The organism is Melittangium boletus DSM 14713, assembly GCF_002305855.1.
GTDB lineage: Bacteria > Myxococcota > Myxococcia > Myxococcales > Myxococcaceae > Cystobacter > Cystobacter boletus.
Map to the genome: position 1 here is coordinate 1,932,966 of NZ_CP022163.1, position 23,179 is coordinate 1,956,144.

23 protein-coding genes are annotated in these 23,179 nt (G+C 70.2%); 9 read left to right on the forward strand and 14 right to left on the reverse strand.

The window, feature by feature from the left end:
* Positions 1–24: 24 nt before the first annotated feature.
* Positions 25–972 (forward strand): D-2-hydroxyacid dehydrogenase family protein, encoded by a 948-nt coding sequence (locus MEBOL_RS08130; protein WP_095976877.1) that lies wholly within the window; start codon positions 25–27, stop codon positions 970–972.
* An 18-nt stretch (positions 973–990) separates the two neighbouring features.
* On the opposite strand, the gene MEBOL_RS08135 is transcribed toward MEBOL_RS08130, so the two are convergent.
* The 9 genes from MEBOL_RS08135 to MEBOL_RS08175 all read right to left on the reverse strand — a co-directional run bounded on the left by MEBOL_RS08135 (position 991) and on the right by MEBOL_RS08175 (position 9,417).
* The gene (locus tag MEBOL_RS08135; RefSeq protein WP_095976878.1) at positions 991–1,479 is read right to left on the reverse strand and encodes an SgcJ/EcaC family oxidoreductase; all 489 of its coding nucleotides are present in this window, start codon (positions 1,477–1,479) and stop codon (positions 991–993) included.
* 66 nt (positions 1,480–1,545) lie between these two features.
* On the reverse strand, positions 1,546–2,958 hold the full coding sequence (locus MEBOL_RS08140) for a hypothetical protein (RefSeq protein WP_095976879.1): 1,413 nt from the start codon (positions 2,956–2,958) through the stop codon (positions 1,546–1,548).
* Positions 2,955–3,482 carry a 2-amino-4-hydroxy-6-hydroxymethyldihydropteridine diphosphokinase gene (gene folK / locus MEBOL_RS08145; protein ID WP_095976880.1) on the reverse strand — a complete coding sequence of 176 codons (528 nt, stop codon included), beginning with the start codon at positions 3,480–3,482 and terminating at the stop codon, positions 2,955–2,957. Before folK ends, MEBOL_RS08140 begins: the two co-directional genes overlap by 4 nt.
* A 46-nt stretch (positions 3,483–3,528) precedes the next feature.
* A complete protein-coding gene (gene dapB, locus MEBOL_RS08150) occupies positions 3,529–4,314 on the reverse strand; it encodes a 4-hydroxy-tetrahydrodipicolinate reductase (RefSeq protein ID WP_095976881.1) in 786 nt (261 codons plus the stop codon).
* A 14-nt stretch (positions 4,315–4,328) separates the two neighbouring features.
* Positions 4,329–5,216: a 4-hydroxy-tetrahydrodipicolinate synthase gene (gene dapA / locus MEBOL_RS08155; protein ID WP_095976882.1), complete on the reverse strand. Its 888-nt coding sequence runs from the start codon at positions 5,214–5,216 to the stop codon at positions 4,329–4,331.
* Between the two features lie 16 nt (positions 5,217–5,232).
* Positions 5,233–6,474 (reverse strand): diaminopimelate decarboxylase, encoded by a 1,242-nt coding sequence (gene lysA / locus MEBOL_RS08160; protein ID WP_095976883.1) that lies wholly within the window; start codon positions 6,472–6,474, stop codon positions 5,233–5,235.
* Positions 6,471–6,656: a lipoprotein gene (locus MEBOL_RS08165; protein WP_095976884.1), complete on the reverse strand. Its 186-nt coding sequence runs from the start codon at positions 6,654–6,656 to the stop codon at positions 6,471–6,473. Before MEBOL_RS08165 ends, lysA begins: the two co-directional genes overlap by 4 nt.
* Positions 6,657–6,667: 11 nt before the next feature.
* Positions 6,668–8,512: a TIGR04551 family protein gene (locus MEBOL_RS08170; RefSeq protein WP_095976885.1), complete on the reverse strand. Its 1,845-nt coding sequence runs from the start codon at positions 8,510–8,512 to the stop codon at positions 6,668–6,670.
* 77 nt (positions 8,513–8,589) lie between these two features.
* Complete coding sequence (locus MEBOL_RS08175) at positions 8,590–9,417, reverse strand: Fpg/Nei family DNA glycosylase (RefSeq protein ID WP_095976886.1); 828 nt, start codon at positions 9,415–9,417, stop codon at positions 8,590–8,592.
* Positions 9,418–9,548: 131 nt separating this feature from the next.
* Here MEBOL_RS08175 and MEBOL_RS08180 point away from each other — a divergent pair, with 131 nt between their 5' ends.
* A complete protein-coding gene (locus tag MEBOL_RS08180) occupies positions 9,549–10,373 on the forward strand; it encodes a M48 family metallopeptidase (protein WP_095976887.1) in 825 nt (274 codons plus the stop codon).
* Positions 10,374–10,391: 18 nt separating this feature from the next.
* Here MEBOL_RS08180 and MEBOL_RS08185 read toward each other — a convergent pair whose 3' ends face one another.
* A complete protein-coding gene (locus tag MEBOL_RS08185; RefSeq protein WP_425437602.1) occupies positions 10,392–11,510 on the reverse strand; it encodes a YihY/virulence factor BrkB family protein in 1,119 nt (372 codons plus the stop codon).
* Positions 11,511–11,549: 39 nt separating this feature from the next.
* On the opposite strand from MEBOL_RS08185, the gene MEBOL_RS08190 reads away from it, so the two are divergent.
* Positions 11,550–12,143, forward strand: a complete 594-nt coding sequence (locus MEBOL_RS08190; protein ID WP_095976889.1) for a hypothetical protein — start codon at positions 11,550–11,552, stop codon at positions 12,141–12,143.
* Positions 12,144–12,240: 97 nt separating this feature from the next.
* Here MEBOL_RS08190 and queG read toward each other — a convergent pair whose 3' ends face one another.
* The gene (queG, locus tag MEBOL_RS08195) at positions 12,241–13,260 is read right to left on the reverse strand and encodes a tRNA epoxyqueuosine(34) reductase QueG (protein ID WP_095976890.1); all 1,020 of its coding nucleotides are present in this window, start codon (positions 13,258–13,260) and stop codon (positions 12,241–12,243) included.
* A 52-nt stretch (positions 13,261–13,312) separates the two neighbouring features.
* The gene (locus tag MEBOL_RS08200; protein WP_095976891.1) at positions 13,313–13,873 is read right to left on the reverse strand and encodes a cob(I)yrinic acid a,c-diamide adenosyltransferase; all 561 of its coding nucleotides are present in this window, start codon (positions 13,871–13,873) and stop codon (positions 13,313–13,315) included.
* 85 nt (positions 13,874–13,958) lie between these two features.
* Between MEBOL_RS08200 and MEBOL_RS08205 the strand changes: the two genes are divergently transcribed.
* From MEBOL_RS08205 to MEBOL_RS08215, 3 genes are all read left to right on the forward strand, one after another.
* Positions 13,959–14,753, forward strand: coding sequence for a thymidylate synthase (locus MEBOL_RS08205; RefSeq protein WP_095976892.1), 795 nt, complete (start codon positions 13,959–13,961; stop codon positions 14,751–14,753).
* Complete coding sequence (locus MEBOL_RS08210; RefSeq protein ID WP_095976893.1) at positions 14,750–15,229, forward strand: dihydrofolate reductase; 480 nt, start codon at positions 14,750–14,752, stop codon at positions 15,227–15,229. Before MEBOL_RS08205 ends, MEBOL_RS08210 begins: the two co-directional genes overlap by 4 nt.
* 66 nt (positions 15,230–15,295) lie before the next feature.
* Positions 15,296–17,152, forward strand: a complete 1,857-nt coding sequence (locus MEBOL_RS08215; RefSeq protein ID WP_095982652.1) for a cytochrome c/FTR1 family iron permease — start codon at positions 15,296–15,298, stop codon at positions 17,150–17,152.
* Positions 17,153–17,162: 10 nt separating this feature from the next.
* On the opposite strand, the gene MEBOL_RS08220 is transcribed toward MEBOL_RS08215, so the two are convergent.
* The gene (locus tag MEBOL_RS08220) at positions 17,163–18,677 is read right to left on the reverse strand and encodes an MBL fold metallo-hydrolase (protein WP_095976894.1); all 1,515 of its coding nucleotides are present in this window, start codon (positions 18,675–18,677) and stop codon (positions 17,163–17,165) included.
* Positions 18,674–19,963: an HD domain-containing protein gene (locus MEBOL_RS08225; RefSeq protein ID WP_095976895.1), complete on the reverse strand. Its 1,290-nt coding sequence runs from the start codon at positions 19,961–19,963 to the stop codon at positions 18,674–18,676. The genes MEBOL_RS08220 and MEBOL_RS08225 overlap by 4 nt, the downstream gene beginning before the upstream one ends.
* Positions 19,964–20,072: 109 nt before the next feature.
* On the opposite strand from MEBOL_RS08225, the gene MEBOL_RS08230 reads away from it, so the two are divergent.
* From MEBOL_RS08230 to MEBOL_RS08240, 3 genes are all read left to right on the forward strand, one after another.
* On the forward strand, positions 20,073–21,197 hold the full coding sequence (locus MEBOL_RS08230; protein ID WP_245919548.1) for a D-alanine--D-alanine ligase family protein: 1,125 nt from the start codon (positions 20,073–20,075) through the stop codon (positions 21,195–21,197).
* A 13-nt stretch (positions 21,198–21,210) separates the two neighbouring features.
* Positions 21,211–21,534: a GNAT family N-acetyltransferase gene (locus MEBOL_RS08235; protein WP_245919550.1), complete on the forward strand. Its 324-nt coding sequence runs from the start codon at positions 21,211–21,213 to the stop codon at positions 21,532–21,534.
* Positions 21,535–21,627: 93 nt separating this feature from the next.
* A complete protein-coding gene (locus MEBOL_RS08240) occupies positions 21,628–23,100 on the forward strand; it encodes a transglutaminase-like domain-containing protein (RefSeq protein ID WP_425437638.1) in 1,473 nt (490 codons plus the stop codon).
* The last annotated feature ends 79 nt before the right edge of the window (positions 23,101–23,179 follow it).

Here is a 23,179-nt window from a genome sequence, read left to right on the forward strand (position 1 = left end):
TTGGCGCCGCGATAGCGTGGCGCCATGAAAGTCGCCCTCCTCGATGACTACCAGCGGGTCGCCCTGACGTTCGCCGACTGGAGCCGCCTGCCCCCTGGCACCGAGCTCGTGGTGTTCGATCAACCCATGCCGGACCCCGAGGCCGTGGCCAAGGCCCTCGAGCCCTTCGACGTCATCGTCGCCATGCGCGAGCGCACGCCCTTCCCCGCCGCGCTCCTGCACTGGCTGCCCCGGCTGCGGCTGCTCGTCACCACCGGCTCGCGCAACGCGTCCATCGATCTGGAGGCCTGCCGGGCCCGCGACATCACCGTATGTGGTACCGGCGCCACCGGCACGCCCACCGCGGAGCTCACCTGGGGCCTCATCCTCGCGCTCCTCAAGCGCATCCCCGAGGAGGATCGGGCGCTGCGCGCGGGGCGGTGGCAGACGGGCCTCACCACGGGGCTGGAGGGCAAGCGGCTGGGACTCGTGGGGCTCGGCCGGCTCGGCACGCAGGTGGCGCGCGTGGGACGGGCGTTCGGCATGGACGTGGTGGGCTGGAGCCCGAACCTCACCGACGAGCGGGCCCAGGCGGCGGGCGCGCGCCGGGTGGAGAAGGCCGAGCTGTTCGCCACCTCGGACGTCATCAGCCTGCACCTCGTGCTCGGCGAGCGCACGCGCGGCATCGTCGGCGCCGAGGAGTTGAACGCGATGAAGCCCGAGGCCTGCTTCATCAACACCTCCCGGGCGGGGCTGGTGGACGAGGAGGCCTTGTTGCACGTGCTGCGAGAGGGGCGCATCGCCGGAGCCGGACTGGATGTGTTCTCCACCGAGCCCCTGCCCGCCGATCACCCGCTCACGAGCCTGCCCCACGTCGTGCTGACGCCCCACCTGGGCTACGTGACGCGGGAGAACTACGCGGTCTTCTACCGCGACGCGCTGGAGGACATTCTCGCGTGGCGGGCCGGCGCCCCGGTGCGGCTGCTCACCTGAGCGCCTGGAGCCCGCCCGCTACGGCTTGGGCTTCTCGTCGGTGTTCTGTCCGGCGACGATCCGCCACTGGCCATCCACGCGCTGCATCACGTACTTCATCTGGGTGCGCAGCAGGCCCGGCTCGGTGGCCTGCACGCCCGGAGGCAGGCCCTGGTACTGGGTCACCTGGTGGGTGGTGTCCACCACGGCCACGTCTTCCCCGAGGAACACCAGCTTGCGCACCGTCACCTCGGCGTGGCTGCCCTTGAAGATGGTGTTGAAGATGGCGGCGTGACGCTGCGCGATCTCCTCGCGTCCCGTGAAGACGGTTCCCACGATGTTGACGAAATCCGCGTCCGGAATGTAGTCGGCGGTCCAGGCCGTCGCGTCCTGGCGGTTCCACGCCTCGGTCTGCACGGCCACCAACTGGCGGATGGCCAGCTCGTCCTGGGCATGATCGGCATGCGCGCACGCCGTGAACACCAACGACAGCACCACGATGGACGCGGCGCGAAGAATACGTGACATGAGGCTTTCCCTCCCGGGGGGCAATCGGGTCCCGGAAACGAAAGCCTGCCACAGCCAAGTTCGTCGCTACGGCTCCAACTTGGCCTGAAGCGACGCGCGGGCCGCGTAGTCCGGCGCGGAGGCCGCCAGCTTCGCCCATAGCGCCTTGGCGCCGCGCGTGTCGCCCTTCGACTTGAGCGTTTCACCGAGCTGGTCCACGGCCGCCGGATCCGAGCTGACCGCCACACCCCACACGCGGTCCGCCGTGGGCTTGCCCAGGCCCACGAGCGTCCAGGCCAGGCCCGCCTTCACCCGTCCGTCCGGTCGCAGCGGCATCACCTGCCGGTAGGCGGCCAGCGCCTCGTCGTAGCGCCCGTGCGCGAGCAGGTCCTCGCCCTGCTCCACCGTCTGCGTGAGCTGGGCCTCGAGCTCCGGCGTGTGCTCGACGTTCTGCATCGCCTGCATCGTCTCCTGGGAGATCGTGGGCGCCGCCGTGTTGTCACCGCCCGAGCCCGCGCCCGGAGCCGCGGCGCCCTGCATGGGGCCTCGCGCCATCAGGGGCGACTGGTGCTGGAGGTCGAGCTTGGTGGCGCGGATGCGGCGATCCTCGGCGCGCGTGGCTTGCCACTTCGTCATGCCCCCGGCCTTCTCCACCTCGCCCACCATGCGCGCCAGCTTGTTCGCCAGCGGCGTGCGCGGCGAGCCCGGGTGCGCCATGGCGAAGGCCTCGAAGCCCTCGCGCGCGGTGTGCAGCGCCTTCACGTCCTCGCCCCGCGTCTCGTAGAGCAGGGCCGAGCGGCCAAAGAGCGCGTCCGCGTTCGAGGGCGCCACCTCCAGCACCCCCTCGAACACCTTCAACGCCCCAGGCGCGTCACTCGTCAGCATCAGGGCGTTGGCGCGCATCACCTCCACGTCCAGCACCGGCTCGAGCGCCGCGCGCGCACAGGCCACGGCGCCCGCCGTGTCCCCCTTCTTCGCGCGCTCCGCGGCCACCTTCGCCATCTCCTCCACCGGCGTCTGGGCATTGAAGCCACATCCCGCCTCGGCCGCGCTCTTCACCGCGCCCGTGCCCAGCTTCTTCTTCTGCGCGAGGAACAGCTCGCGCGCGGGCTTCGCCTTCGCTTCCGCCTGCAGCAGGTAGTCGAGGGCCTCCGAGGGGCGGCCATTGGCGTAGTAGAGCTTGCCGAGCGACGAGGCGATCTCGAACGTCTTGTCGCGCTCGCGCAGGCCCTGCATGCCCTCGAGTTGCTGGAGCAGTTCCTCCGCGTTGGGCGGAGCCCGGCCCGTCATGGGGGGATGCCCCTGGGGCAGCGCGCCCGTCCCGGAAGGAGGCGCGTCCGAGCCGAAGGCGGGATGGCCCGGAGGAAGGGCTCCCCCGCCAGGAGAGGGAGCGGCCGAGGGCTGGGAACCCGCGCCGAGCGGAGGGTGGCCAGCGGGAAGGGAAGAGGGCTCGGCGGCGAGCAGCGCCGCCGCGGCCGTCAGGGCCAGGGAGAGGGTCATGACTCGGTCACGGTGAGGGGGGTTTCAGGCCACTGGGTGGACTCGTGGCGCTGGACGTCCTGGGGATCGAGCTGCGCGAGCAGCTGCGCCACGGACAGGCCGAGCACGGGGTGAGTCACCTCGGGCGCCAGCTCGGCCAGGGGCTCCAGGGCGAAGCGGCGCTTGTGCAGTTCCAGGTGGGGAACCTGGAGGTGGGGGTCGGCCACGATCTCACCCTCCCAGAGGAGGATGTCCAGATCGATGGGCCGGGGGCCCCAGCGTGACTCCCGGGGGAGGCGGCCCAGGTCCTTCTCAATCTGTTGAAGGATGCACAGCAGGCGCTGTGCGGGCAGGGCGCACTCCAGCTCCACCACGGCGTTGAGGTAGCGCGGCTGGGGCGGTCCCACGGGAGCGCTCTCGAAGAGAGAGGAGCAGCGCAACACCGCCACCGCGTCGATGCGCGCGAGGGCATCCAGCGCGGAGACGAGCCTGGCTTCGCGGTCTCCCTCGTTGGAGCCCAGTCCGACATAGACAGTGGAATTCAAGGCTCCCTCTCAACAGAGGGGGCGGACATCCGGATTCCCAGAAGCGTCACGTGGCCCTCGGAAAGCCGAGCACGTCGGCCATGTCGTACAATCCCGGCGCCCGGCCCGTCACCCAGCGCGCGGCCCGCAGCGCTCCCAGGCCGAACTGGTCCCGGCTGGTCGCCCGGTGGGTCAATTCGATGCGCTCGCCCTCGCCATAGAAGAAGACGGTGTGTTCGCCGACGACATCCCCGCCGCGCAGCGTCTGGACACCGATTTCCTTTTTTGGCCGCGCGCCCACCTGGCCATGCCGGGCGAACGTCAGGTCCTCCTGGCCTCGCCCCAGCGCGGCGGCGAGCACCTCGGCCAGCTTGAGCGCCGTGCCCGAGGGCGCGTCCTTCTTCATCCGGTGGTGGGCCTCCAGCACCTCCACGTCGTAGCCGTCCCCCAGCACCCGGGCGAGCTCGGCGGCCATGCGGATGACAACGTTGACGCCCACGGAGGTGTTGGGTGCGAGCACCACGGGAATGGAAGCCGCGCTCCGGGCCACCTCGGCGCGGGCCTCGGGGGTGAAGCCCGTGGAGCCGATGACCAGCGCCACGCCGCGCTCGGCGCACTGGCGCGCATGGGTCACGCTCGCCTCCGCGCTGGTGAAGTCGATGACCACCTGGGCACGGGCCGCGTCGAGCACCCGGCCAAGGTCATCCCCCGCGGGGACACCGAGCGAGCCCAGTTGGGCGGCCTGGCCTCGCGCGGTGGCGCCCACCAGCTCCAGGTCCGGCGCGTCGTGCACGAGCCGCTGGAGGGTGGCGCCCATGCGCCCGGTGGCGCCGGTGAGAACGGTGCGGATCATCTCGGACGTCTCCCTCACCCCTTCAACAGGGACAGCTTGCGCAGCTCGGCCTCGAGCTTCTTCGCATGGGGCTCGGACATCGGCACGAGCGGCAGGCGCAGCTCGGGGCCGAACAAGCCCATCACGTGCAGCGCCCACTTCACGGGAATGGGATTGGGCTCGACGAAGAGCAGCCGGTGCAGCGCGTTCATCCGCACCTGGAGCGCGCGCGCCTGGTCCATCTGTCCCGCGCGCGCGGCCGCCACCAGGTCCGCCATCCATCGGGGCGCCACGTTGGCGGACACGGAGATGACGCCCTTGCCCCCGCAGGCGATGAAGGGCAGCACGGTGAAGTCGTCTCCGGACAGGAGCGTCAGCCGCTCACCACACGCCTCCACCAGGTCCACCGTGCGCACCATGCTGCCCGTGGCCTCCTTGATGGCCACCACCTCGGGCACGTCGCACAGCCGCAACATCGTGTCCGGCAACAGGTCCACGCCCGTCCGGCCGGGCACGTTGTAGACGATGATGGGCAGGCCCGGATGGGCGCGCGCCACCGCCTTGTAGTGCTCCACCAGCCCCGTCTGCGTGGGCTTGTTGTAGTAGGGCGTCACGAGCAGCGTGCCGTCCGCGCCCGCCTCGCGCGCGCGCCGCACGGCCTCGATCGTCTCCGAGGTGCTGTTGGAGCCCGCCCCCGCCACCACGGGGACGCGGCCCGCCGCCTCCTCCACGGCCACGCGGATGGCGCGCTGACGCTCGTCCGGCGACATCGTCACCGACTCGCCCGTCGTGCCCATGGGGATGAGCACGCTCGTGCCACCAGCGAGCTGCTGCTGGATGAGCGCGCGGTAGGACGGCTCGTCGAACGCCCCGTCTCGGAACGGGGTGGCGAGCGCCGTCATCGAGCCTTCGAAAGTCCTCATACAGCGGCTTATACGGTCAGGGGTGCTCACCGCGCCAGAGGTCCTCGACGCGCTCGCGCTCACGCACCACCCGCCAGGCGCCACCGTCCACCAGCACCTCGGCGGGCCGGGGCCGCGAGTTGTAATTGGAGGCCATGCTCATGCCGTAGGCCCCGGCGCTCATGAAGGCGAACAGTTCGCCTTGCTGGGGGAGCACCAGCGCGCGCTGCCGGGCCAGCACGTCGGTGGACTCGCACACAGGCCCCACCACGTCCACCTCCACCTCCTTGCCACGCCGCTGCACCAGGGGCTTGAAGCCATGGTGCGCTTCGTAGAGGGCGGGCCGCATCAGGTCATTCATGCCCGCGTCCACCACCACGAACTGGCGAGCGGGCGTCTTCTTGCGGAAGAGCACCCGGGTGAGGAGCACGCCGGCGTTACCGACGATGGAGCGGCCCGGCTCGAAGACGATCGTGGCGCCGAGCTTGCCCACCGCGCCGAGGAGGGTGCGCGCGTATTCCTCGGCGGACGGGGGCGTCTCCTCGGTGTAGGTGATGCCGAGTCCCCCGCCCACGTCCAGGTAGCGCAGCGCATGGCCCTGGGCCTGGAGTTCCTTGTAGAGCGCGCCCATCTTGGTGAGCGCGGCCTTGAAGGGCGAGGTGAGGGTGATCTGCGAGCCGATGTGACAGTCGAGCCCCACCGCCTCCAGGCCCTTCATCTTCCTGGCGCGGGCGTAGAGGGCGTGGGCCTCCTCGAAGGGGACGCCGAACTTGGACGTCTTGAGGCCCGTGGCGATGTAGCGGTGGGTGCGCGCGTCCACGTTGGGGTTGACGCGCAGGGCGAACGGGGCGCGCTTGCCCTGGGCCCGGGCCACCGCGTCGAGCAATTCCAGCTCCTCGGGGCTCTCCACGTTGAAGAAGAGGATGCCGGCGGCGAGCGCCTGGGCCATCTCCTCGGGCGTCTTGCCCACCCCGGCGAACACCGTCTTGCCCGGCGCGCCGCCCGCGGCCTTCACCCGGGCCAGCTCCCCTCCGGACACGATGTCGAAGCCACTGCCCTGCTCCGCGAGCAGCCGCAACACCGCCAGGGTGGAATTGGCCTTCACCGCGTAGCACACCAGGTGCGGGTGCTCGCCGAAGGCCCCGGACACCGCCTGGAAATGCTCACGCAGGGCGGTGGCGGAGTAGACGTAGACGGGCGTGCCCGCCGCCTCGGCGATGGCGGGCAGGGGCACGTCCTCGGCGTGAAGGACGCGCTTGCGGTAGGTGAAATGGCTCACGGCGTTCCGGAGTCAGGCGGAGGAATCGAGGCGGGCAGTGGGCCGCGCGACCCCTCCGGAGACGGCGTCTCCGAGGTGGGCGCGGGGGGCGGCAGGGGCGGACGCGGCGGCCCCTTGATGCCACAGCCCCAGAGACCCAGGGCCCCCACGAACAAGACGAGGAACGCGCGCGAGCGGTGCATGGAGCGGGCGCCTAGAAGCGGATGCCGATCGTGCCGCGCACGGCGTGGGCCGTGGAGAGCGTCTGCGTCTGCAGGCCGGTGTTGTAGTCCTGCAGGCCGCTGAGCGGGAAGAGCACGGACCAGTCCACGCGCGCCACGAAACCATCCTCCGTCTCGTACCTGGCGCCCAGGTTCGTCTCGATGCCCAGGGGCTTGTTGGTGAAGGAGGGCGTGGACTCGGCGTAGAGCGCCTGCGAGTAGATGGCGCTGCCGAACACGTCGAGGCCCTGGGTGAGCGTGTAGCGCAGCGTGGGCTTGGCGTAGACGGTGTCCGTGAGGGTGCCGATCAGCTCGCGCCACAGGATGTTGTCCACGCGGTAGGCACGGTTGAAGCGGAAGTTGCGGATGGCGCTGTCGGCGCAGCCGCCGTTGTCACAGCTGAACTGCGGGCCGTCCACGTCACCCGGCTGGGTGAAGCCCCCCGCCTTCGAGCCCGAGCGGCCCGAGTAGGCACCGATGCCCGGCGCCCGGTCTCCCGTCGCGAAGCCCAGCTCCAGCTGGAGGTTGAGCTTGCCGTTGATGAGCCGGTACTCGCCCACCGCCGCGCCGCCGAACTGGGCCACGGTCAGCGACTGGTTCTGGGTGAGATCCACCGCGCTGGGCGCCTGGGGGCTGTTGGCGCGGCTGCCAATCTTGCCCAGGTAGGCGGCCAGCTCGAACTCCACGCGGAAGTCGCGCTCCTCGTAGCGCAGCCACACGTCCGGGATGTAGAGCGAGGCGTCGCGCTGGATGAAGGCGCTCGACGGGCCCACCGAGCCGTCCGCGTTGGGCACCGCGGGCGAGGTGTACAGCCCCTCGGAGGTGTAGCGCTGGGTGCGCCAGCTGAAGTGCAGGCCGTAGTTGAGCACGCCCTGGTTGTTCTCCAGCTTGGCCTTCACCTGCTGGGGCGTGTCCCGGCGCGCCACGGCCAGCACCAGGCTGTGGCTGTCGTCCGCGTTGGACAGGTCCACCGGCTGGCTCTGCGTGCCGTGCGGATAGGCGTAGCGGCCCTCGCCGTTGAACTCGAACATGGGCGTCACATAGAAGCCGTCGATGGGCTCCGTGACGAACATGACCCGGTCCACCACGTCGCCGTAGTCGCACTCCATGCAGTTGCCGTCGGCGCGCAGCACGCCCAGGCCCCACTGCGCGCTCATGCGGCCGAAGCGCAGGAGACCCACCGGCGTGGACACCTCGCCGTACACCTCGCGCACGGCGATGGAGTCCTGCAGCGCGTTGAGCGCCGAGCTCGGCGCCTTCTGTCCATCATTGAAGATGTCGAACAGGTGATAGCCGTCGTTGGGGAAGCTCGAGGACGGCGTGGAGCCCAGCAGCACGTTGCTGAGCACGTCGAACTGGGCCTTCACCCGCACCTCTTCCGAGATGTTGAAGGTGGGCTCCAGGCGCAGGCGCATGTCGGCGCCCGACTGCGTCTTCTCGTTGCCGCGCGGCGAGGGGAACAGCCGGCGATCGGCCGCCTTGCCCAGATCGAACTGGTAGTAGAGGTTGGGGCGCAGGCGGAAGAAGCCATCCAGCTGGAAGAGTTCCAGCTTGCGCTTCTCCGTCATCCACTCCTCCTGCCAGTCCGTGGCGAGCGACTGGGTGGCGAGCTGGGCGCGGATCTCCTCGCGCATCTCCTGCTTGGCGGCCTCCACGCGCTTGTCCACCTCCTGGCGGATGCGCTCCTCGGCGGCGTCACCGCTCCCGGGGGCCGCCGGCGTGGCGGGCGTGGACTCCGGCGCGGGAGCCGGCGAGCCGGAGGGAGGCGGCTCCGGCGTCTGCGCGGTGGCCGTGGCGGAGGCGACGAGCAGCGCCGCCAGCAGGGCGTTGGACGACATAGGGGATTCTTCTCCGGGGCCGCGCGATTGCGGCGGGTGCAAAGGGCGGGCGAGTCAAGCGGAGTGCGTGGGGGGTGTCAACGCCGGGTTTTCCCGTCTGGGTGCGAGGGCTGACACGCCGGGCAGAAATGAGTGGTGCGTCCCCCCTGGGACAGGGATTCCACCGTCGTGCCGCACCGGGCACAGGCCTCGCCGGCGCGTCCATAGATGAGGAAACCGTTGTGGGCCCCCTCCTTTAGATAGCGCGGCTCCTCGCCCCGCTGCTCCTCGAGGCCGAACTCGAGCGCGGCGTGGACGGCGGTGGCCAGGCGCTTCCATTCGGCGGGGGTGAGCGAGCCGGGCGCCCGCGCGGGATGCAGCCGCGCCCGGTAGAGGGCCTCCGCGGCGTGGATGTTGCCAAGCCCCGCGATCCGCCCCTGGTCCATCAAGGCCACCTTGAGCGCCTGACGCGAGTCCCCCACGGCCTCCTGGAGTTCGGTGGGGCTGAGCCCATCCACGAGGGGATCCCTCCCCAGCGCCTTCACGGGCGCGAGTTCGCTCAGGCCGGAGGCGGAGCACGGCTCCATGCGGCCCAGGAGGCGCGCGTCCGCGAAGTGGATCACCTCTCCGGAGCCCAGGTGGAAGCGAGCGCGGCTGTAGAGCACGGTCTCGCCCGGTGGACGGCGCACGAAGCGGCCCGTCATCCCCAGGTGCGCGAGCAACCCCCGGTCCGCCTCGAAGGTGAAGAGGAGGTACTTCCCCCTGCGTTCCAGGGACAACAGTCGGCCCCGCAGGGCGTTGAAGTCCTTCCAGCGCGCCCCGCGGAACACCCGGGTGTCATCCGCCTCGGACTCCACCACCCGGTGACCCTTGAACCAACGGACGAGGTTGCGCCGGGCGATTTCCACTTCGGGGAGCTCGGGCATGGCGTGCGCGGCATAACACCTCGGACACCCGGGACCCATTTCTTCCTTGCACACGGAGCGCTTGCCGAGTGGGGGTTCGCTGGGTACGACGCGGACTCTCTGGCAGCACCCAACGCAAAGGAAGGCGAGGCATGAAGCGGATTCTCTCGACGGCGCTCACCCTCACGCTGGCCCTGGGCTTCACCACGGGCTGTGCGGCGGGCAAGAAGTTGAACGTGGGACGCACCGCCGCGTCCATCTTCATCTCCGATGAGCAGGAGGCCCAGCTCGGCCTGCAGGTGAAGCAGGAGCTGGAGACGAAGGAGAAGATCAAGTACGTCGAGGATCCGGCCATCTTGGAGTACGTGCGCACGGTGTCCACGCGCATCCTCCAGCAGGCCAACAAGGACCGTCAGGGAGTGAAGTGGACGGTGAACGTCATCGACGATCCCAAGACGGTCAACGCCTTCGCCACGCCGGGCGGCTACCTGTACGTGTACACGGGGCTCCTGCTCGCGGCGGACAACGAGGCCGAACTCGCCGGCGTCATGGGCCACGAGGCCGGACACGTGGTGGGCCGCCACTCCGCCCAGGCCATGCTGCTGCAGTACGGCCAGCAGGCCGTCATCGAGGCCGCGCTCGGCAAGGACGCGGGCACGGTGTCGCAGATCGCCGCGAGCCTGGCCGGCAACGGCGCCGCGCTCAAGTTCAGCCGCGACAACGAGACGGAGGCCGACGAGCTGGGCGCCAAGTACATCTCGGCGGTGGCCTATGATCCGCACGGCCTGTCGTCCTTCTTCCAGAAGCTGGCGAGCCAGGAGGGCAAGACGCCCGCCTTCTTCAAGTTCCTGAGCACCCACCCGGCGAGCGCCGACCGCGTCACGCACATCAACCAGTACATCACCCAGAACCGGCTGACGGGCGCGGAGCTGGGCGCGGACCGCCTCGCCGCCATCAAGCAGCGCATCCGGAAGTAGACGCGGGCGGCGTGCGCGCTACGGCGCCTGGGAACCCTCCCGCTCCTCGGCGGGAGGCTCGACCCCGGCGGGCGCACGCTCCGCCATGCGCCGCCGCCACCTCCAGAAGGCGAGCCGCTCCCGATTCCAACCGCCCCCCTCCTTGCCCGTCTGGAGCTGGGGGAGCTGGATGTCCGGCACGCGGCCCTCGGCCCGCGCCACCTCGGCCTCGGCCTGCTCGAGGATGGCGTTCACCTCGCCTCCGAGGATGAAGATGAGCCCGGTGAGGTAGAGCCACAACAGCAGCACGACGACCCCTCCGATGGAGCCGTAGGTGACGTTGTAGCGGCCGAAGTGCTCGACGTACTGGGTGAAGCCCCAGGTGGTGAGCAGCCACAACAGACCGGCGAGCACCGCCCCCGGGGACCAGAAGTCATAGCGGTGCCGCACGGCGGGCAGGCGCCAGTAGCACAGGGCGAGCACCAGCATCACCAGCGCCGCGGTGAAGGGCCAGCGCAGCCAGGACCACAGCACGTGGTAGGCATTGAGCACGTGCAGGTGCTGGGCGGCCCACTCCCCCACCCGTCCGCCCAGCAGGAAGAGCGCGAAGGCCAGGGGGATGAGCAGCGAGCCCGCCACGGTCATCACGATGGCGAGCCCCTGCGTGTGCCAGAGCGGCCGGTACTCCGGAACGTCATAGGCCAGGTTGAGCGCCCGGCGGAACGCGTCCATGCCGCGCGAGGAGGACCAGAGCGCCACCACGATGCCCAGGGTGACCAGGCGCGGCTGGGTGTCGCTCGCCACCACGCGCAGGTGCTCGCGCACCACCCCCAGGGCATCGGCCGGCATGAGCGGCCCGAGCCGCTCCACCATGAGGCTCACCGAGCCCGGCTCCAGCGGCAGGTGCGCCGCGAGGGTGACGACGAAGAAGAGGAAGGGGAACAAGGCGAAGAGGAAATAGAAGGCCAGCTGCGCCGCGCAGCCGGTGACCTCGTCCTCCTCGATCTCCACCCAGAGCCGGCGGAAGAACTCCCGCCACGTCAGGTGCTTGAGCCCTCTCAATCGCATCGCGTCCCTGGAGGCCTCCCGAGAAGAACGAAGGTAGTCACGACGGGCCCCGTCCACCAGGGGCTCGGGCGAGCCCTCGGGCGTCCCCATGCCACGGAATGCCCAGGCCTGCTAGCCTCATAACCCATCATGGCCCTGCTTCCGCTCGTCCTCCTCCTGTCACTCGGCGCTCAATCCGACCAGACCATTCCCGCGGGATGTCGCGAGGACTACGGCACCTGCCGAGAGGACTGCACCATCGACTACGGGGGAGGCACGACGAAGTACCGCCAGCTCGGCAAGTGCATCGACGGGTGCACCAAGGAGCGCGACGCCTGCACCACCCGGCACTACTCGCTGCGGGACACGAGCAACGACATGCCCTCCTACCAGGAGCCAAAGGAGTCCCTCGCCGACTGGGAGCGGGAAGAGTCGAGCGGCGGAGGCCAGACGACCCCGGCCTCGGGCACCGTGACGGACACCTCGCGCCGGGGTGTCTACCGGGCCTCGCAGGAGGAGCCCGCCCCGCGGGAAGAGGACGCCTCCGAGGAGACGACCCCCACGGCCAGCGCCGAGGAGGAGCAGCCCGCTCCCGCCCCCCTTGCCCCCCGCCTCCACCTCCCGCCGCCACGCCCGCCAGGAGCGAGCCCGTCGCCGCTCCGGCCCAGCGCGAGCCCCTCGACACGCAACTCCGGAGCGACGAGGACGCGGACGAGGCGCCGCCTCCACCGCCCAAGGTGGTGACGCCCAAGCCCGTGGAGCCCGTGCGTCCCACGCCTCCGCCCGAGCCCAAGAAGCGGGACATCGCGGATTGGGATCCCGACGGGGACTGAGCCACGCCTCAGGCGTTGAGATGCAATAGTGCCCAGAGCGCCGCCCGCCGCACCGGCTCGCTCGGGTCCTCGCGCAACCGCTCCAGCAGGGAGCGGGCCTCGGCCTTCTTCGCGGCCCCCAGCGCGTACACGGCGTTGCGGCGCAGGCCGTCATACTTGGCGCGCGCGAGCGCCGTCCCCGGCACGAGCCGGTCGTAGTCCTCGGGGGTGAGCGCGGCCAGCTCCATCACGCCGAGCTGCGCCACCGCCCGGGGAACGAAGCGCTCATTGGGCGTCGGGACGGGGTGGCGGTTGAGGGGGCAGACGTCCTGGCAGATGTCGCACCCGAAGATGAGGTTGTCCATCTGCACCCGGAAGGACTCGGGCACCTCGGCGTGGCGGTTCTCGACGGTCTGGTAGGACAGACAGGCGCGGGCATCCACCCGGCCCTCGCCCAACAAGGCGCCCGTGGGACAGGACATGAGGCACTTGCGGCAGCTTCCACAGCGATCCGTCGCGGGGCCGTCCGCGTAGGCATCCACCTCGGCGTCCAGGATGAGCACCGCCAGCATCACCCAGGAGCCGAAGCGCTCGGTGATGAAGCATCCGTTCTTGCCCACGTAGCCCAGGCCCGCGCGCGCCGCCCACACCTTCTCCATGAGCGGGCCGGAGTCCACGCTGCCGTAGTCGTGCACCTCGGGGTACGCGCGTCCCAGGCGCTTGCGGAAGGCCTTCAGGCTGTCGCGCAGGGTGGAGTGGTAGTCGCGGCCTCGCGCGTAGCGGGCGATGGGCGAGTCCGCCGCCTCGGACGCGTCCCGGTAATAGTTGGTCGCGAAGGCGATGACGCTGCGCGCCCCGGGCAGGAGCTGGGACACATCCAGGCGCTCGGCGGCCCGCGAGCCCAGCCAATCCATGTCCGCCGCGCAGCCCGCCTCCAGCCACTCCAGGAAGAAGCGGGGCGGAATGGGCTCGGCGCGCGCGAAGCCCACGAGATCGAAGCCGACCTCGGTGGCGAGCTGGCGCAGATGGGCGGTGGGCAACGGACTCACTCACCCTACATACCCCAACCCCACCGCCGTGTTCCCTGGGACTCGGGGGCCCCTACTTCGTGGGCTTCTCCGCGATCCACTTCACGTCCTCGATGCCCACCCGGTGGTTGGCCACCCGCGCCAGGACGAAGAGCAGGTCCGAGAGCCGGTTGAGGTACGTCACCGCCTCGGCGGACGCCTCGCCCGTGTGCAGGGCGGCGACCACCCGCCGCTCGGCGCGCCGGCACACCGTGCGAGACAGGTGCAACGCCGCCGCCGCCTGACTCCCCCCGGGCAGGATGAAGTGCGTCATGGGAGACAGTTCGGTCTCGAAGGTGTCGATCGCCTGCTCCATGTCCGTCACCCACTCGGGCTTGAGCGGGGGGATGAAGCCCGAGGCCTTCGTGCCCGTGGGCGTGGCCAGGACCGCACCCACGGTGAAGAGTTGGTCCTGCAACCGCTGCAACAGGCCATCCAGGTCGGAGGGCATCCCCAGGGCGCGCGCGAGCCCCAACGAGGCGTTCAGTTCATCCACCTCCCCGTAGGCCTCCACGCGCGCGCTGTCCTTGGGCACCCGTCCCCCACCGAACAGGCCTGTCTCTCCCGCGTCTCCGGTCTTCGTGTAGATCTTCAATGGCGAGTTCCTTTTTCGTCGGGCAGTCAGCACGCCGCGCGGCGGAAGATTCGCGCCATTGGGGGGCGTGGGCTAGGAGAAGTCCATGAAACAGTACCTCGCCCTGCTCGAGCACGTGCTGCATCACGGGACGAAGAAGAGCGACCGCACCGGCACCGGCACGCTGAGCATCTTCGGCCACCAGATGCGCTTCGATCTCTCCCAGGGCTTTCCCCTGGTGACGACGAAGAAGCTGCACCTCAAGTCCATCATCCACGAGCTGCTCTGGATGCTCGCGGGGGGCACGAACGTGCGCGCGCTCCAGGCCCACGGCGTCACCATCTGGGACGAGTGGGCCAACGCCGAGGGAGAACTCGGCCCCATCTACGGCCACCAGTGGCGCTCCTGGTCCACGCCCGACGGGGGCTCCGTCGATCAGATGACCCAGCTCGTCAAGGGACTGCGCGAGAATCCCGACTCGCGCCGGCACCTGGTGAGCGCGTGGAACGTGGCGGACCTTCCCGCGATGAAGCTGCCGCCCTGCCACATCCTGTTCCAGTTCTACGTGGCGGACGGGAAGCTGTCCTGCCAGCTCTACCAGCGCAGCGCGGACATCTTCCTCGGCCTGCCCTTCAACATCGCCTCCTACGCCCTGCTGACGATGATGGTGGCGCAGGTCACGGGGCTCCAGGCGCACGAGTTCATCCACACCACGGGGGATGCGCACCTGTACCTCAACCACCTGGAGCAGGCGCGCGAGCAGCTTCAGCGCGAGCCCCGGCCCTTGCCTCGGATGACGATCAACCCCGACGTGCGCTCGCTCTTCGACTTCAAGTACGAGGACTTCACGCTGGGTGGCTACGAGCCGCACCCCGCCATCAAGGCGCCGGTCGCCGTATGACCCTGTGCGCCATCGTGGCCATGGCCTCCAACCGGTGCATCGGCCGGGACAACGCCCTGCCCTGGCGCCTGCCGGAAGACCTCAAGCGCTTCAAGCGGCTCACGCTCGGGCACACGCTCATCATGGGCCGCAAGACGTACGAGTCCATCGGCCGGCCGCTGCCCGGGCGACGCACCCTCGTGGTGACGCACCAGCGCGGCTGGGCGGTGCCCGAGGGAGTCCACGTGGCGCACTCGTTGGACGAGGCCCTCGAGCAAGCGGGCGGCGGCGAGGTCTTCATCGCCGGAGGCGCGCAGCTCTACGCCCAGGCGATGGAGCGGGTGAGGCGGCTGTACCTCACGCGCATCGAGCGCGCGTACGAGGGAGACACCTTCTTTCCCGAGGTGGACCTGTCCGGATGGCGGCTGAGCGCCGAGGAGCACCACGCGGCCACGGACACCACACCGCCCTTCGCGTTCCTCACCTACGAGCGATAGGCACGGAGGATTTTGAGTCTGATTCTCAACATTGAGAATCCGAGGGAGGGCTGGTAGACGGTGAGCGTGAAGCGCACCGCTCTACTGCTCCTGTCCCTCCTGTTCCTGGCGCCGCTGGCCCATGCCCAGGAGGGCGAGTCGGATCCGCGCACCTGGCACCGCCTGGTGGGCATCCTCCAGTACCTCCAGGCCGACTATCCGGCGGCGGTGGAATCCCAGTCGGACTTCGAGCTGGCCGAGCAGCGCAGCTTCATCGCCGAGGCCAACGAGGCGGCGCGGGAGCTGGGCCGCAAGGGCGAGACGTTCGTCGCGCGCCTGGAGGCCATCCAGCAGCGGGTGGACAAGGCGGAGGATCCCGAGGGCGTCAGCCGCGACTGTGGGGAGCTGGTGGAGGACCTGGTGCTGGCGGGAGGCCTGGCGCGCAGTCCCCGCGTGGCGCCGGACCTGGAACTGGGCGCGAAGCTCTACCAGGAGAGCTGCGCGGCCTGTCACGGCGTGGATGGCAAGGCGCAGGTGCCCATCGCGGAGACCATGGAGCCCCGGCCCGCCAACTTCCAGGATCCAGACGTGATGTCCGGCATCACACCGTACAAGGCCTTCAACACCACGGGCTTCGGCGTGCCCGGCACGCCCATGCCCGGCTTTCCCACGCTGACCGAGCAGGAGCGCTGGTCCGTCGCCTTCTACCTCTTCACGCTGCGCCAGCCGCCGTGCGAGGGCACACCGCCGCGCGCCTCGCTGGAGAAGCTCGCCAACGCCACGGACACGGAGTTGGTGCAGGCCCATGGCCAGGAGAACCTCGCGTGCCTGCGCCGCAAGATGCCCGACGTGGACGAGGAGCGCGGCCTGCTGGTGACGCGCGAGCACGTGGAGCAGGCGCTCCAGCTCGCCAGCACCGGGGACATGCTGGGCGCGCGCAACGCGCTGTTGGATGCGTACCTCAAGGGGCTCGAGCCGGTGGAGGTGACGCTCCAGGCGCGCAATCCGGATCTGGTGCTCAAGCTGGAGAAGGCCTTCCTGAGCACGCGGCTGGCCGCCGAGAACAAGAGCCCCCACATCCAGGACGAGGGGCGCGTGCTGCTGTCGCTCCTGGACGAGGCGCGCCGGGACAGCGGCGACACGATGAGCTTCCTGTCGGTCATCTGGCTCACCCTGCTCATCCTGGTGCGCGAGGGCTTCGAGGCCAGCATCATCATCGCCGCCCTGCTGGCGATGCTGCGCAAGATGCAGGCGCCCGAGTACGCGCGCGTGGTGCACGCGGGCTGGGTGTCCGCGCTGGGGGTGGGCGCGCTCGCCTTCATCTTCGGCCGGCACCTGATGAACGGCGCCAACCGGGAGATGCTCGAGGGCTTCGCCGGACTCCTGGCCGTGTTCATGCTGCTGTACGCGGCGCTGTGGCTCAACGCGCGCTCCAACATGAGCAAGTTCATGGGCGAGCTGCGCGAGAAGATGAAGGGAGCGCTCGGCCGCGGCAGCATGGCGGGCCTGTTCGCCATTGCCTTCACCTCCGCGCTGCGCGAGAGCGTGGAGACGGCCATCTTCCTGCAAGGGCTCGCGCTGGACTCGGCGACGGGCGTGATGTGGGGCTGCGCGCTGGGCGTGGTGGCCATCACCGTGCTCGTCATCTTCGTCAACCGCGTGGGCTACAAGCTGCCCATGAAGACGCTCTTCAAGGCGTCCACGGTGCTGCTGGTGGCCACCGCCGTCATGCTCCTGGGCAAGGCCCTGCACGCCTTGCAGGAGGTGGCCCTGGTGCCCATCAAGCCCATCCCCTTCGTCACCATCGACCTGCTCGGCATCTACCCGGACGCGATGTCGCTCATCCCCCAGGGGGTGCTCACCGCGGTGCCCATCGCCCTGGTGCTCATCAAGCGGCGCCGGGAGAACTCGGCGCGCCTGGCGGACGCGTCGTCCCAGGGGTGACGCGGAGTCCTCACCCCCGGAAGTAGCGGCCGGAGGATTCCCGGACGCGGCCCTCGTCCTGGAGCTTGAGCAACACCGCCAGGGCGCTGCGCTCGGCCACCGGCAGCAGGAAGGGCGGCGTCTCCACGTACGCCCGCGCCACCACCTCCGCGAGCGTCGCCCCCTCCGCGGGCACCGACTCCAGGATCCGTGCCTCGCGTGCCGCCCGGTGGTCCAGGTACTCCTGGAGCTTGCCCGGCCCGTCCGGAATCGCCATGCCGTGCGCCGCGTGGAGCGTCGTCACCGGCCAGTCCCGCAGCCGCGCGAGCTGCCGCAGGTACTCGGCCATGTCGCCCTCGGGCGGATCGATGACGATGGAGCCCACGCCCGCCACCATGTCCCCCACCACCGCCGCGCGCGTGCGCTCGTCCACCAGACACAGGTGGCCCCGCGCATGCCCCGGCGTGTGCAGCACCCGCCAACGTTGCGGCGGCGTCCCCGCCAGCTCCAGCACCTCGCCGTCCGCCAGCAGCCGCGCCGCCGGCACCTCCACCCGATCCGCCGTGCGCGCATGGCACCACAGAGGCACGCCCAGCCGCTCCGTCACCGCGCGCACCCCCGCCGTATGGTCCCCATGGTGGTGGGTGAGCACCACCGCCTTCACCCGGGCCCCCTCCGCCACCAGCCCCTCCACCATCGCCAGGAGCCGCGCCAGCTCGGCTTCGTCCCCCGAGCCCGGGTCCACGATCAGCAGCTCGCCCTCGCCCAGCACGTACGCGTTGGTGTGCGTGGCCGGAGGCAGCGTGGCCGTGCGCAGCGGAAACACCCGAACCCCCCGCTGGTACTCGATGCGCTGCGCGATGAAGTCCGGGCAGTGCTCCGGCGCGCCCAGCTCCGCCAGGGCCCGCTCCGGCGTGTCGAAGCGCGCCAGCACCCGCAGGACGTGCAGCGCGGGGGGGTGGAGCAACGCGGTCCCCGCCTCCCAGCGCGCCAGGGCCTCGGCGGGCGTCACCCAGGACGCCTCCGACAACTCCCCCGGCCACCACTCCGCCCGAGCGTGCTCCCCCACCTCCACCAGGTAGAAGAAGGTGTCGAAGCGCACGGGCGCGAACTCCGGCGTCACCCACCGTCCCGCGTCCGGAAGATCCTCCGCCCGCAGGGCCAGTCCATGGCGCTCGAGCGCTTCCCGCCACGAGCCGCGCCCCTCCAGCAACTCCCGGCGCAACGCCCCCACCTCGTCGGGCCCCAGACGCTCGGCGCCCTCGGCCACCAGCACCCCCGCTTCCTCGAGCAGCTCGCGCGCCGCCGCCGCCCGCAGCGCCGCGTCCCGCCCCGAGGCGCCTCGCACGGGCACCTCCGCGTCCTCGCGATCCACCTTGCCCCCGGGAAAGGCGTAGAAGCCCCCCGCGAAGCGCAGGGCCTTCTCGCGCTTGACCCAGAAGAGCTCCAACCCCAGGGCCGTGCGGCGGTACGGCACCACCACCGCCGAGAGCCGGGGCGTCGCGACGGGGGGCGGAGGCGGGGCGCCCTGAACGGTCTCGCTCATTCCCGCACCGCCTGTCCGAGCAGCCGCGCCATCATGTTGCGCGCGTCCTCGATTTGATCCGGCCGCACGTACAGGCGCGTCAGCCGCACCGCGCCGCTGTAGCGCTGGTAGAGCGGCGTGTAGCGCGACACCTCCGTGAGCCGGCCGGTGGACCGGTCGACGATGTAGAGGCTGGGGACCGAGCCCTCCGCGAAGTACTTGGAGAGCACACCCTTGGACTCCACCGTGAAGTGCTCGAAGCCCCCCGTCACCAGGGCGCTGCGCAGCACATCCAGGTCGTAGCCCACATCCCGCTCGGTGAATTGCGCGAGCAGCTTGAAGCCCTGGCGCGTGGCGATGCGCTGGGCCCACCGGTTCTTCGAGCGGCGCAGCGTGTACCAGAGCGCCACGTCATCGCAGTGCAGGAAGGCCTCGGGGTCGGACGGAATCTCGAACTCGCCGGGGGCCTCCTCGTAGTAGCGCCGCAGCATCGCGTCGAAGTTGACCGAGGTGTGGTGGTAGTACACCGAGATGAACATGTGGTGGCGGCTGAGCAGGAAGTCCTCGAAGGCGAACGCCGCCGCCCGGCTCAGCGCCAGGTGGGCGCGCCCGTCCTTCACCGCCGGGTTCAGGTTGGACACCAGCCAATCCATGTCGTACCGGCCGTAATTGACGCCCGTGTAGAAGGAGTCGCGCAGCAGATAGTCCATCCGGTCCGCGTCCAGTTCCCCCGACACGATGGCGCGCAGCAGGGGGGTCCAATCCACCCCGGCGTGCGAGAAGCCCGGATCCCTCGGCGGCTTCGCGCCGGTGATGAGTCCCACCGCCGCCTCGGGCGTGATGCCCAGGGGGCCGTAGTTCTCCTCGATGAGCGGCGTCAGGGAGCTATCCAACAGAAGCTTGGCGGTGAAATCTTCGTGCGTGGCTTGATCGCCTTCCGCCACGGCGTCCAGCCAGGAGGGCAACCGCAGCAAGGCACGCTGGGGGGCGATGCGCTCGGAGGCATGGGACAGGGGCATGTGGCCCAGGTCATGGCACAGCACGGCGAGCCGCACCGCGGCGCTAAAGCGCTCGCGTACCTCGGGGGGCAGCTCCGAGCGGCCGGTGACGGCCTGGAAGACCCGGGAGGCGACGTGCATGGCGCCGAGCGAGTGAACGTGCCGGGTGTGGGTCGCGCCCGGGAATGCCAGGTCGCCGAAGCCGAGTTGCCGCACGTGGCGAAGCCGTTGGTAGAACCGGCTGTCGATGACGGCCTTCTCCTCGCCACTCACATCGATGGTGCCGTGGATGGGGTCACGAATCCGCATGGTTCTCCTCATACTTCCGGACACTGCTCAGCGGCCAGCCAATCAGCCCGCTGTGAACTGTCATCCCCCATGGGGACGTGGTAACCCTGCCCGTCGCCCAGACTCCCGCATGCACATCGCCATTCTGTACAACCGAGACCATGAGCAGTTGGAGGACGACCCGGGTCGGGAGGCGCGAGCAGACGTGACGCGCGTGGCGTCCGCCCTGGCGGAGGCCCTGGCCCAGGAGGGAACCCGGGTCGACCCGGTCGCCGTGGAGGGCTCCCGGCTGGAGTTCGTGGACGTGCTCGCCCGCCTGCGGCCCGACCTGGTCATCAACCTCTGTGAGTCCGTGGCGGCGGACAGCCGGGCGGAAACAGTCGTGCCCTGTCTGCTGGACATGCTCGGGCTGCCCTACACGGGCTCCTCGGCCCTGACGCTGGGGCTGGCGCTGCACAAGGACAAGGCCAAGGAACTGCTCAGGGCCCGGGGCGTGCCCACGCCGGGCTTCGCGCGGGTGGACCGGCTCGAGGACCTCGAGGGGCTGGAGCTGCCCTTCCCGCTCATCGTCAAGCCCGCGCGCGAGGATGCCAGCATGGGCATCACCCGCGACTCCGTGGTGCACGACCCGGCCGCCCTGCGCCAGGCGGTGGCCTTGGTCCTCAAAACCTTCCACCAGCCCGCCATCGTCGAGCAGTTCATTCCTGGACGCGAAATCTACGTGCCCCTGCTGGGCAACACGCCCCGCCAGGCCCTGCCGCTCACGGAGATCCGCTTCGGCCGGCTCTTCGACGACCGGCCCAACATCGTCACCTACTCGGGCAAGTGGGAGACGGGCTCTCCCGAATACACGAACACACCCTCGGCGCCCTGCCTCCTGGAAGACGCGACGCTGGAGGCCCGGCTCGTGAAGACGGCGATGGAGGCCTTCTCGGCGCTCGACGGCCAGGACTACGGACGCGTGGACCTCCGGGTGACCCCCGAGGGCATGCCCTACGTCATCGACATCAACCCCAACTGTGATCTCCACCCCGAGGCGGGTTTCGCCAAGGCCGCTCTCTCGGCGGGGATGGACTACCGCGCCCTGGCCAGGAAACTGGTGGAGGTCGCGCTGGAGAGAACCCATGGACATCCGACCCCTCGAAGGAAAGGATCGGGAGTTGCTCGCCTCCCTGATCCGTCGAATCGAAACGTTCTCCACGGAGGAAAAGGACTGCGCGGTCGAACTCGTCGATCTCGCGCTGCAGCCGAATAACCGCGATTACAAGGTGCTCGTCGCGGACCGGGACGGCGCCATCGTGGGCTACGTCTGCTACGGCCCCACGCCGATGACGGAAGGGACGTACGATCTGTATTGGATCGCCTCGGATCCCCAGGTCCGGGGCCAGGGCGTGGGGGCCTCGCTGGTGTCCGGCATGGAAGGCGACCTGCGCCGCCAGAAGGCGCGCATCATCCGCGTGGAGACGAGCGCCACCGAGGCCTACGGCCCCACGCGCGGCTTCTACGCCTCCATGAAGTACAACGAGGAGGCGCGCATCCGCGACTTCTACAAGGTCGGCGACGACCTCATCATCCTCACCAAGCGGGTCTGAGCGGCTCCAGGCCCGCGCGCTGGAGCTCCGCGCGTGACGCGTTCCCCCAAAACCCTCCTCTCGCTGGGCACCGTGGTCCTGGGCCTGGCGCTGGTGCAGTGCAAGAAGCAGGACCCCGTGCCCACGGCGGCCCCTCCTCCGGCGCGGTCGGCCGAGGTCTCCGCCCCATCGGCCCAGGCCCCCGGCGCGCTCTCCGACGTGGTGAAGGCGCGCCGCCCCCAGGGCGGGGAGTACCTGGGGCTCTACCTGGTGGACAAGAAGGTGGGCTACCTCTTCACGGACCTGGGTGTCATCCCGGGCCGGGAAGACCGGGTGCGCTCCATCAACGAGCTGCACTTCAAGGCGAACGTGGGCTCGCGCCTGTCCGAGCGCATCCACCGCGAGGAGCGCATCTACGAGGCCCGGCCCGGAGGCCGGCTGCTGGCCTTCACCATCGAGCAGCGCGGCGACGGCGGAACCCAGACGCTGGTGGGCAATGTCACGCCCTCGGGCATCAGCGTGGTGCGCAAGCGGCCCGGGCTCGCGGACGAGACGGTGAGCCTGCCCGCCACGAAGGAAGTGGTGGAGGACGCGGACCCCGTGCGGGTGGCCCTGCTGCGCCAGGCGAACGTGAGCGGCCACATGCTGGATGGGACGGACCTGGGCACCTACCCCTTCGACGTGACGGTGCAGCCCACGGAGCAGCGGCTCCTCAGCGGCGTGCAGGTGAAGGTGGGCAAGGCGGTCATGGTCTCCGAGAAGGAGAAGGTGCCCGTCACCAGCTACGTGGCCGAGGAGGGACAGGTCCTGGAGATGGAGTACGGGCAGACGATGAAGGCCCGTGCCGAGCCCGAGGCGGTGGCCAAGCGGCTGGATCTGGTGGAGGTCTTCGGCCTGACCCGCGTGGTGCTGCCCCGGCTGTTGCCCGAGGAGGCCAAGGGCATTCCCGGCCAGGTGAAGCTGGTGATGGAGAACCTGCCGGAGAAGTTCCAGCAGGACACCTACCGCCAGAAGTACCAGGCCCAGGCGGACGGGAAGGTCCTGGTGACGCTGTCGGCGCGAGCCCCCGAGCCGAAGGCCCTCAAGCCGAGGCCGCTCAAGGATCCCGAGGGAGGCAAGAACCTCGAGACGTCCATCATCATCGAGAGTGACAACCCGCGCATCCGCGAGCTGGCCGAGCAGTTGGTGGGCCCGGAGAAGGACGCCTACACGGCGGCGAAGGCGATCGTCGCCTGGGTGGCCCAGAACCTGAAGAAGGACTACGGAGCGAGCGCGGACCGGGCCACGGACGTGCTGCGTCAGCGCAAGGGCGACTGCACGGAGCACTCGCTGCTGACGGTGTCGCTCCTGCGCGCGGCGGGCATTCCCGCCCGGCGCGTGGACGGGGTCATCTACATGGTGAACCAGGACGGCGTGCCGGCGCTCTACTGGCACGAGTGGGTGGAGGCCTTCGTGGGAGAGTGGACCCAGATGGACCCGACCTTCGACCAGGCGGTGGCGGACGCCACGCACTTCGGCGTGGGCCAGGAGGGCAACGCGGAGATCACCCCCCTCATCGGCACGCTCAAGGTCGTCGAGGTGAAGTAGGCCCGCGCCTGCCAGCACCCTGAGCCTGTCCCCCGAGCGGGCCATCCGGCTCGGGGAGCGCTGCTCGCGCTCGGCCTCG

Bases quoted from the DNA above. Each gene is read 5' to 3' on its own strand.
- MEBOL_RS08130 (WP_095976877.1), top strand. From the start codon at position 25: ATGAAAGTCGCCCTCCTCGATGACTACCAGCGGGTCGCCCTGACGTTC.
- MEBOL_RS08135 (WP_095976878.1), bottom strand. From the start codon at position 1,479: ATGTCACGTATTCTTCGCGCCGCGTCCATCGTGGTGCTGTCGTTGGTG.
- MEBOL_RS08140 (WP_095976879.1), bottom strand. From the start codon at position 2,958: ATGACCCTCTCCCTGGCCCTGACGGCCGCGGCGGCGCTGCTCGCCGCC.
- dapB (WP_095976881.1), bottom strand. From the start codon at position 4,314: ATGATCCGCACCGTTCTCACCGGCGCCACCGGGCGCATGGGCGCCACC.
- dapA (WP_095976882.1), bottom strand. From the start codon at position 5,216: ATGAGGACTTTCGAAGGCTCGATGACGGCGCTCGCCACCCCGTTCCGA.
- MEBOL_RS08165 (WP_095976884.1), bottom strand. From the start codon at position 6,656: ATGCACCGCTCGCGCGCGTTCCTCGTCTTGTTCGTGGGGGCCCTGGGT.
- MEBOL_RS08170 (WP_095976885.1), bottom strand. From the start codon at position 8,512: ATGTCGTCCAACGCCCTGCTGGCGGCGCTGCTCGTCGCCTCCGCCACG.
- MEBOL_RS08175 (WP_095976886.1), bottom strand. From the start codon at position 9,417: ATGCCCGAGCTCCCCGAAGTGGAAATCGCCCGGCGCAACCTCGTCCGT.
- MEBOL_RS08180 (WP_095976887.1), top strand. From the start codon at position 9,549: ATGAAGCGGATTCTCTCGACGGCGCTCACCCTCACGCTGGCCCTGGGC.
- MEBOL_RS08185 (WP_425437602.1), bottom strand. From the start codon at position 11,510: ATGGGGACGCCCGAGGGCTCGCCCGAGCCCCTGGTGGACGGGGCCCGT.
- MEBOL_RS08190 (WP_095976889.1), top strand. From the start codon at position 11,550: ATGGCCCTGCTTCCGCTCGTCCTCCTCCTGTCACTCGGCGCTCAATCC.
- MEBOL_RS08205 (WP_095976892.1), top strand. From the start codon at position 13,959: ATGAAACAGTACCTCGCCCTGCTCGAGCACGTGCTGCATCACGGGACG.
- MEBOL_RS08210 (WP_095976893.1), top strand. From the start codon at position 14,750: ATGACCCTGTGCGCCATCGTGGCCATGGCCTCCAACCGGTGCATCGGC.
- MEBOL_RS08220 (WP_095976894.1), bottom strand. From the start codon at position 18,677: ATGAGCGAGACCGTTCAGGGCGCCCCGCCTCCGCCCCCCGTCGCGACG.
- MEBOL_RS08225 (WP_095976895.1), bottom strand. From the start codon at position 19,963: ATGCGGATTCGTGACCCCATCCACGGCACCATCGATGTGAGTGGCGAG.
- MEBOL_RS08230 (WP_245919548.1), top strand. From the start codon at position 20,073: ATGCACATCGCCATTCTGTACAACCGAGACCATGAGCAGTTGGAGGAC.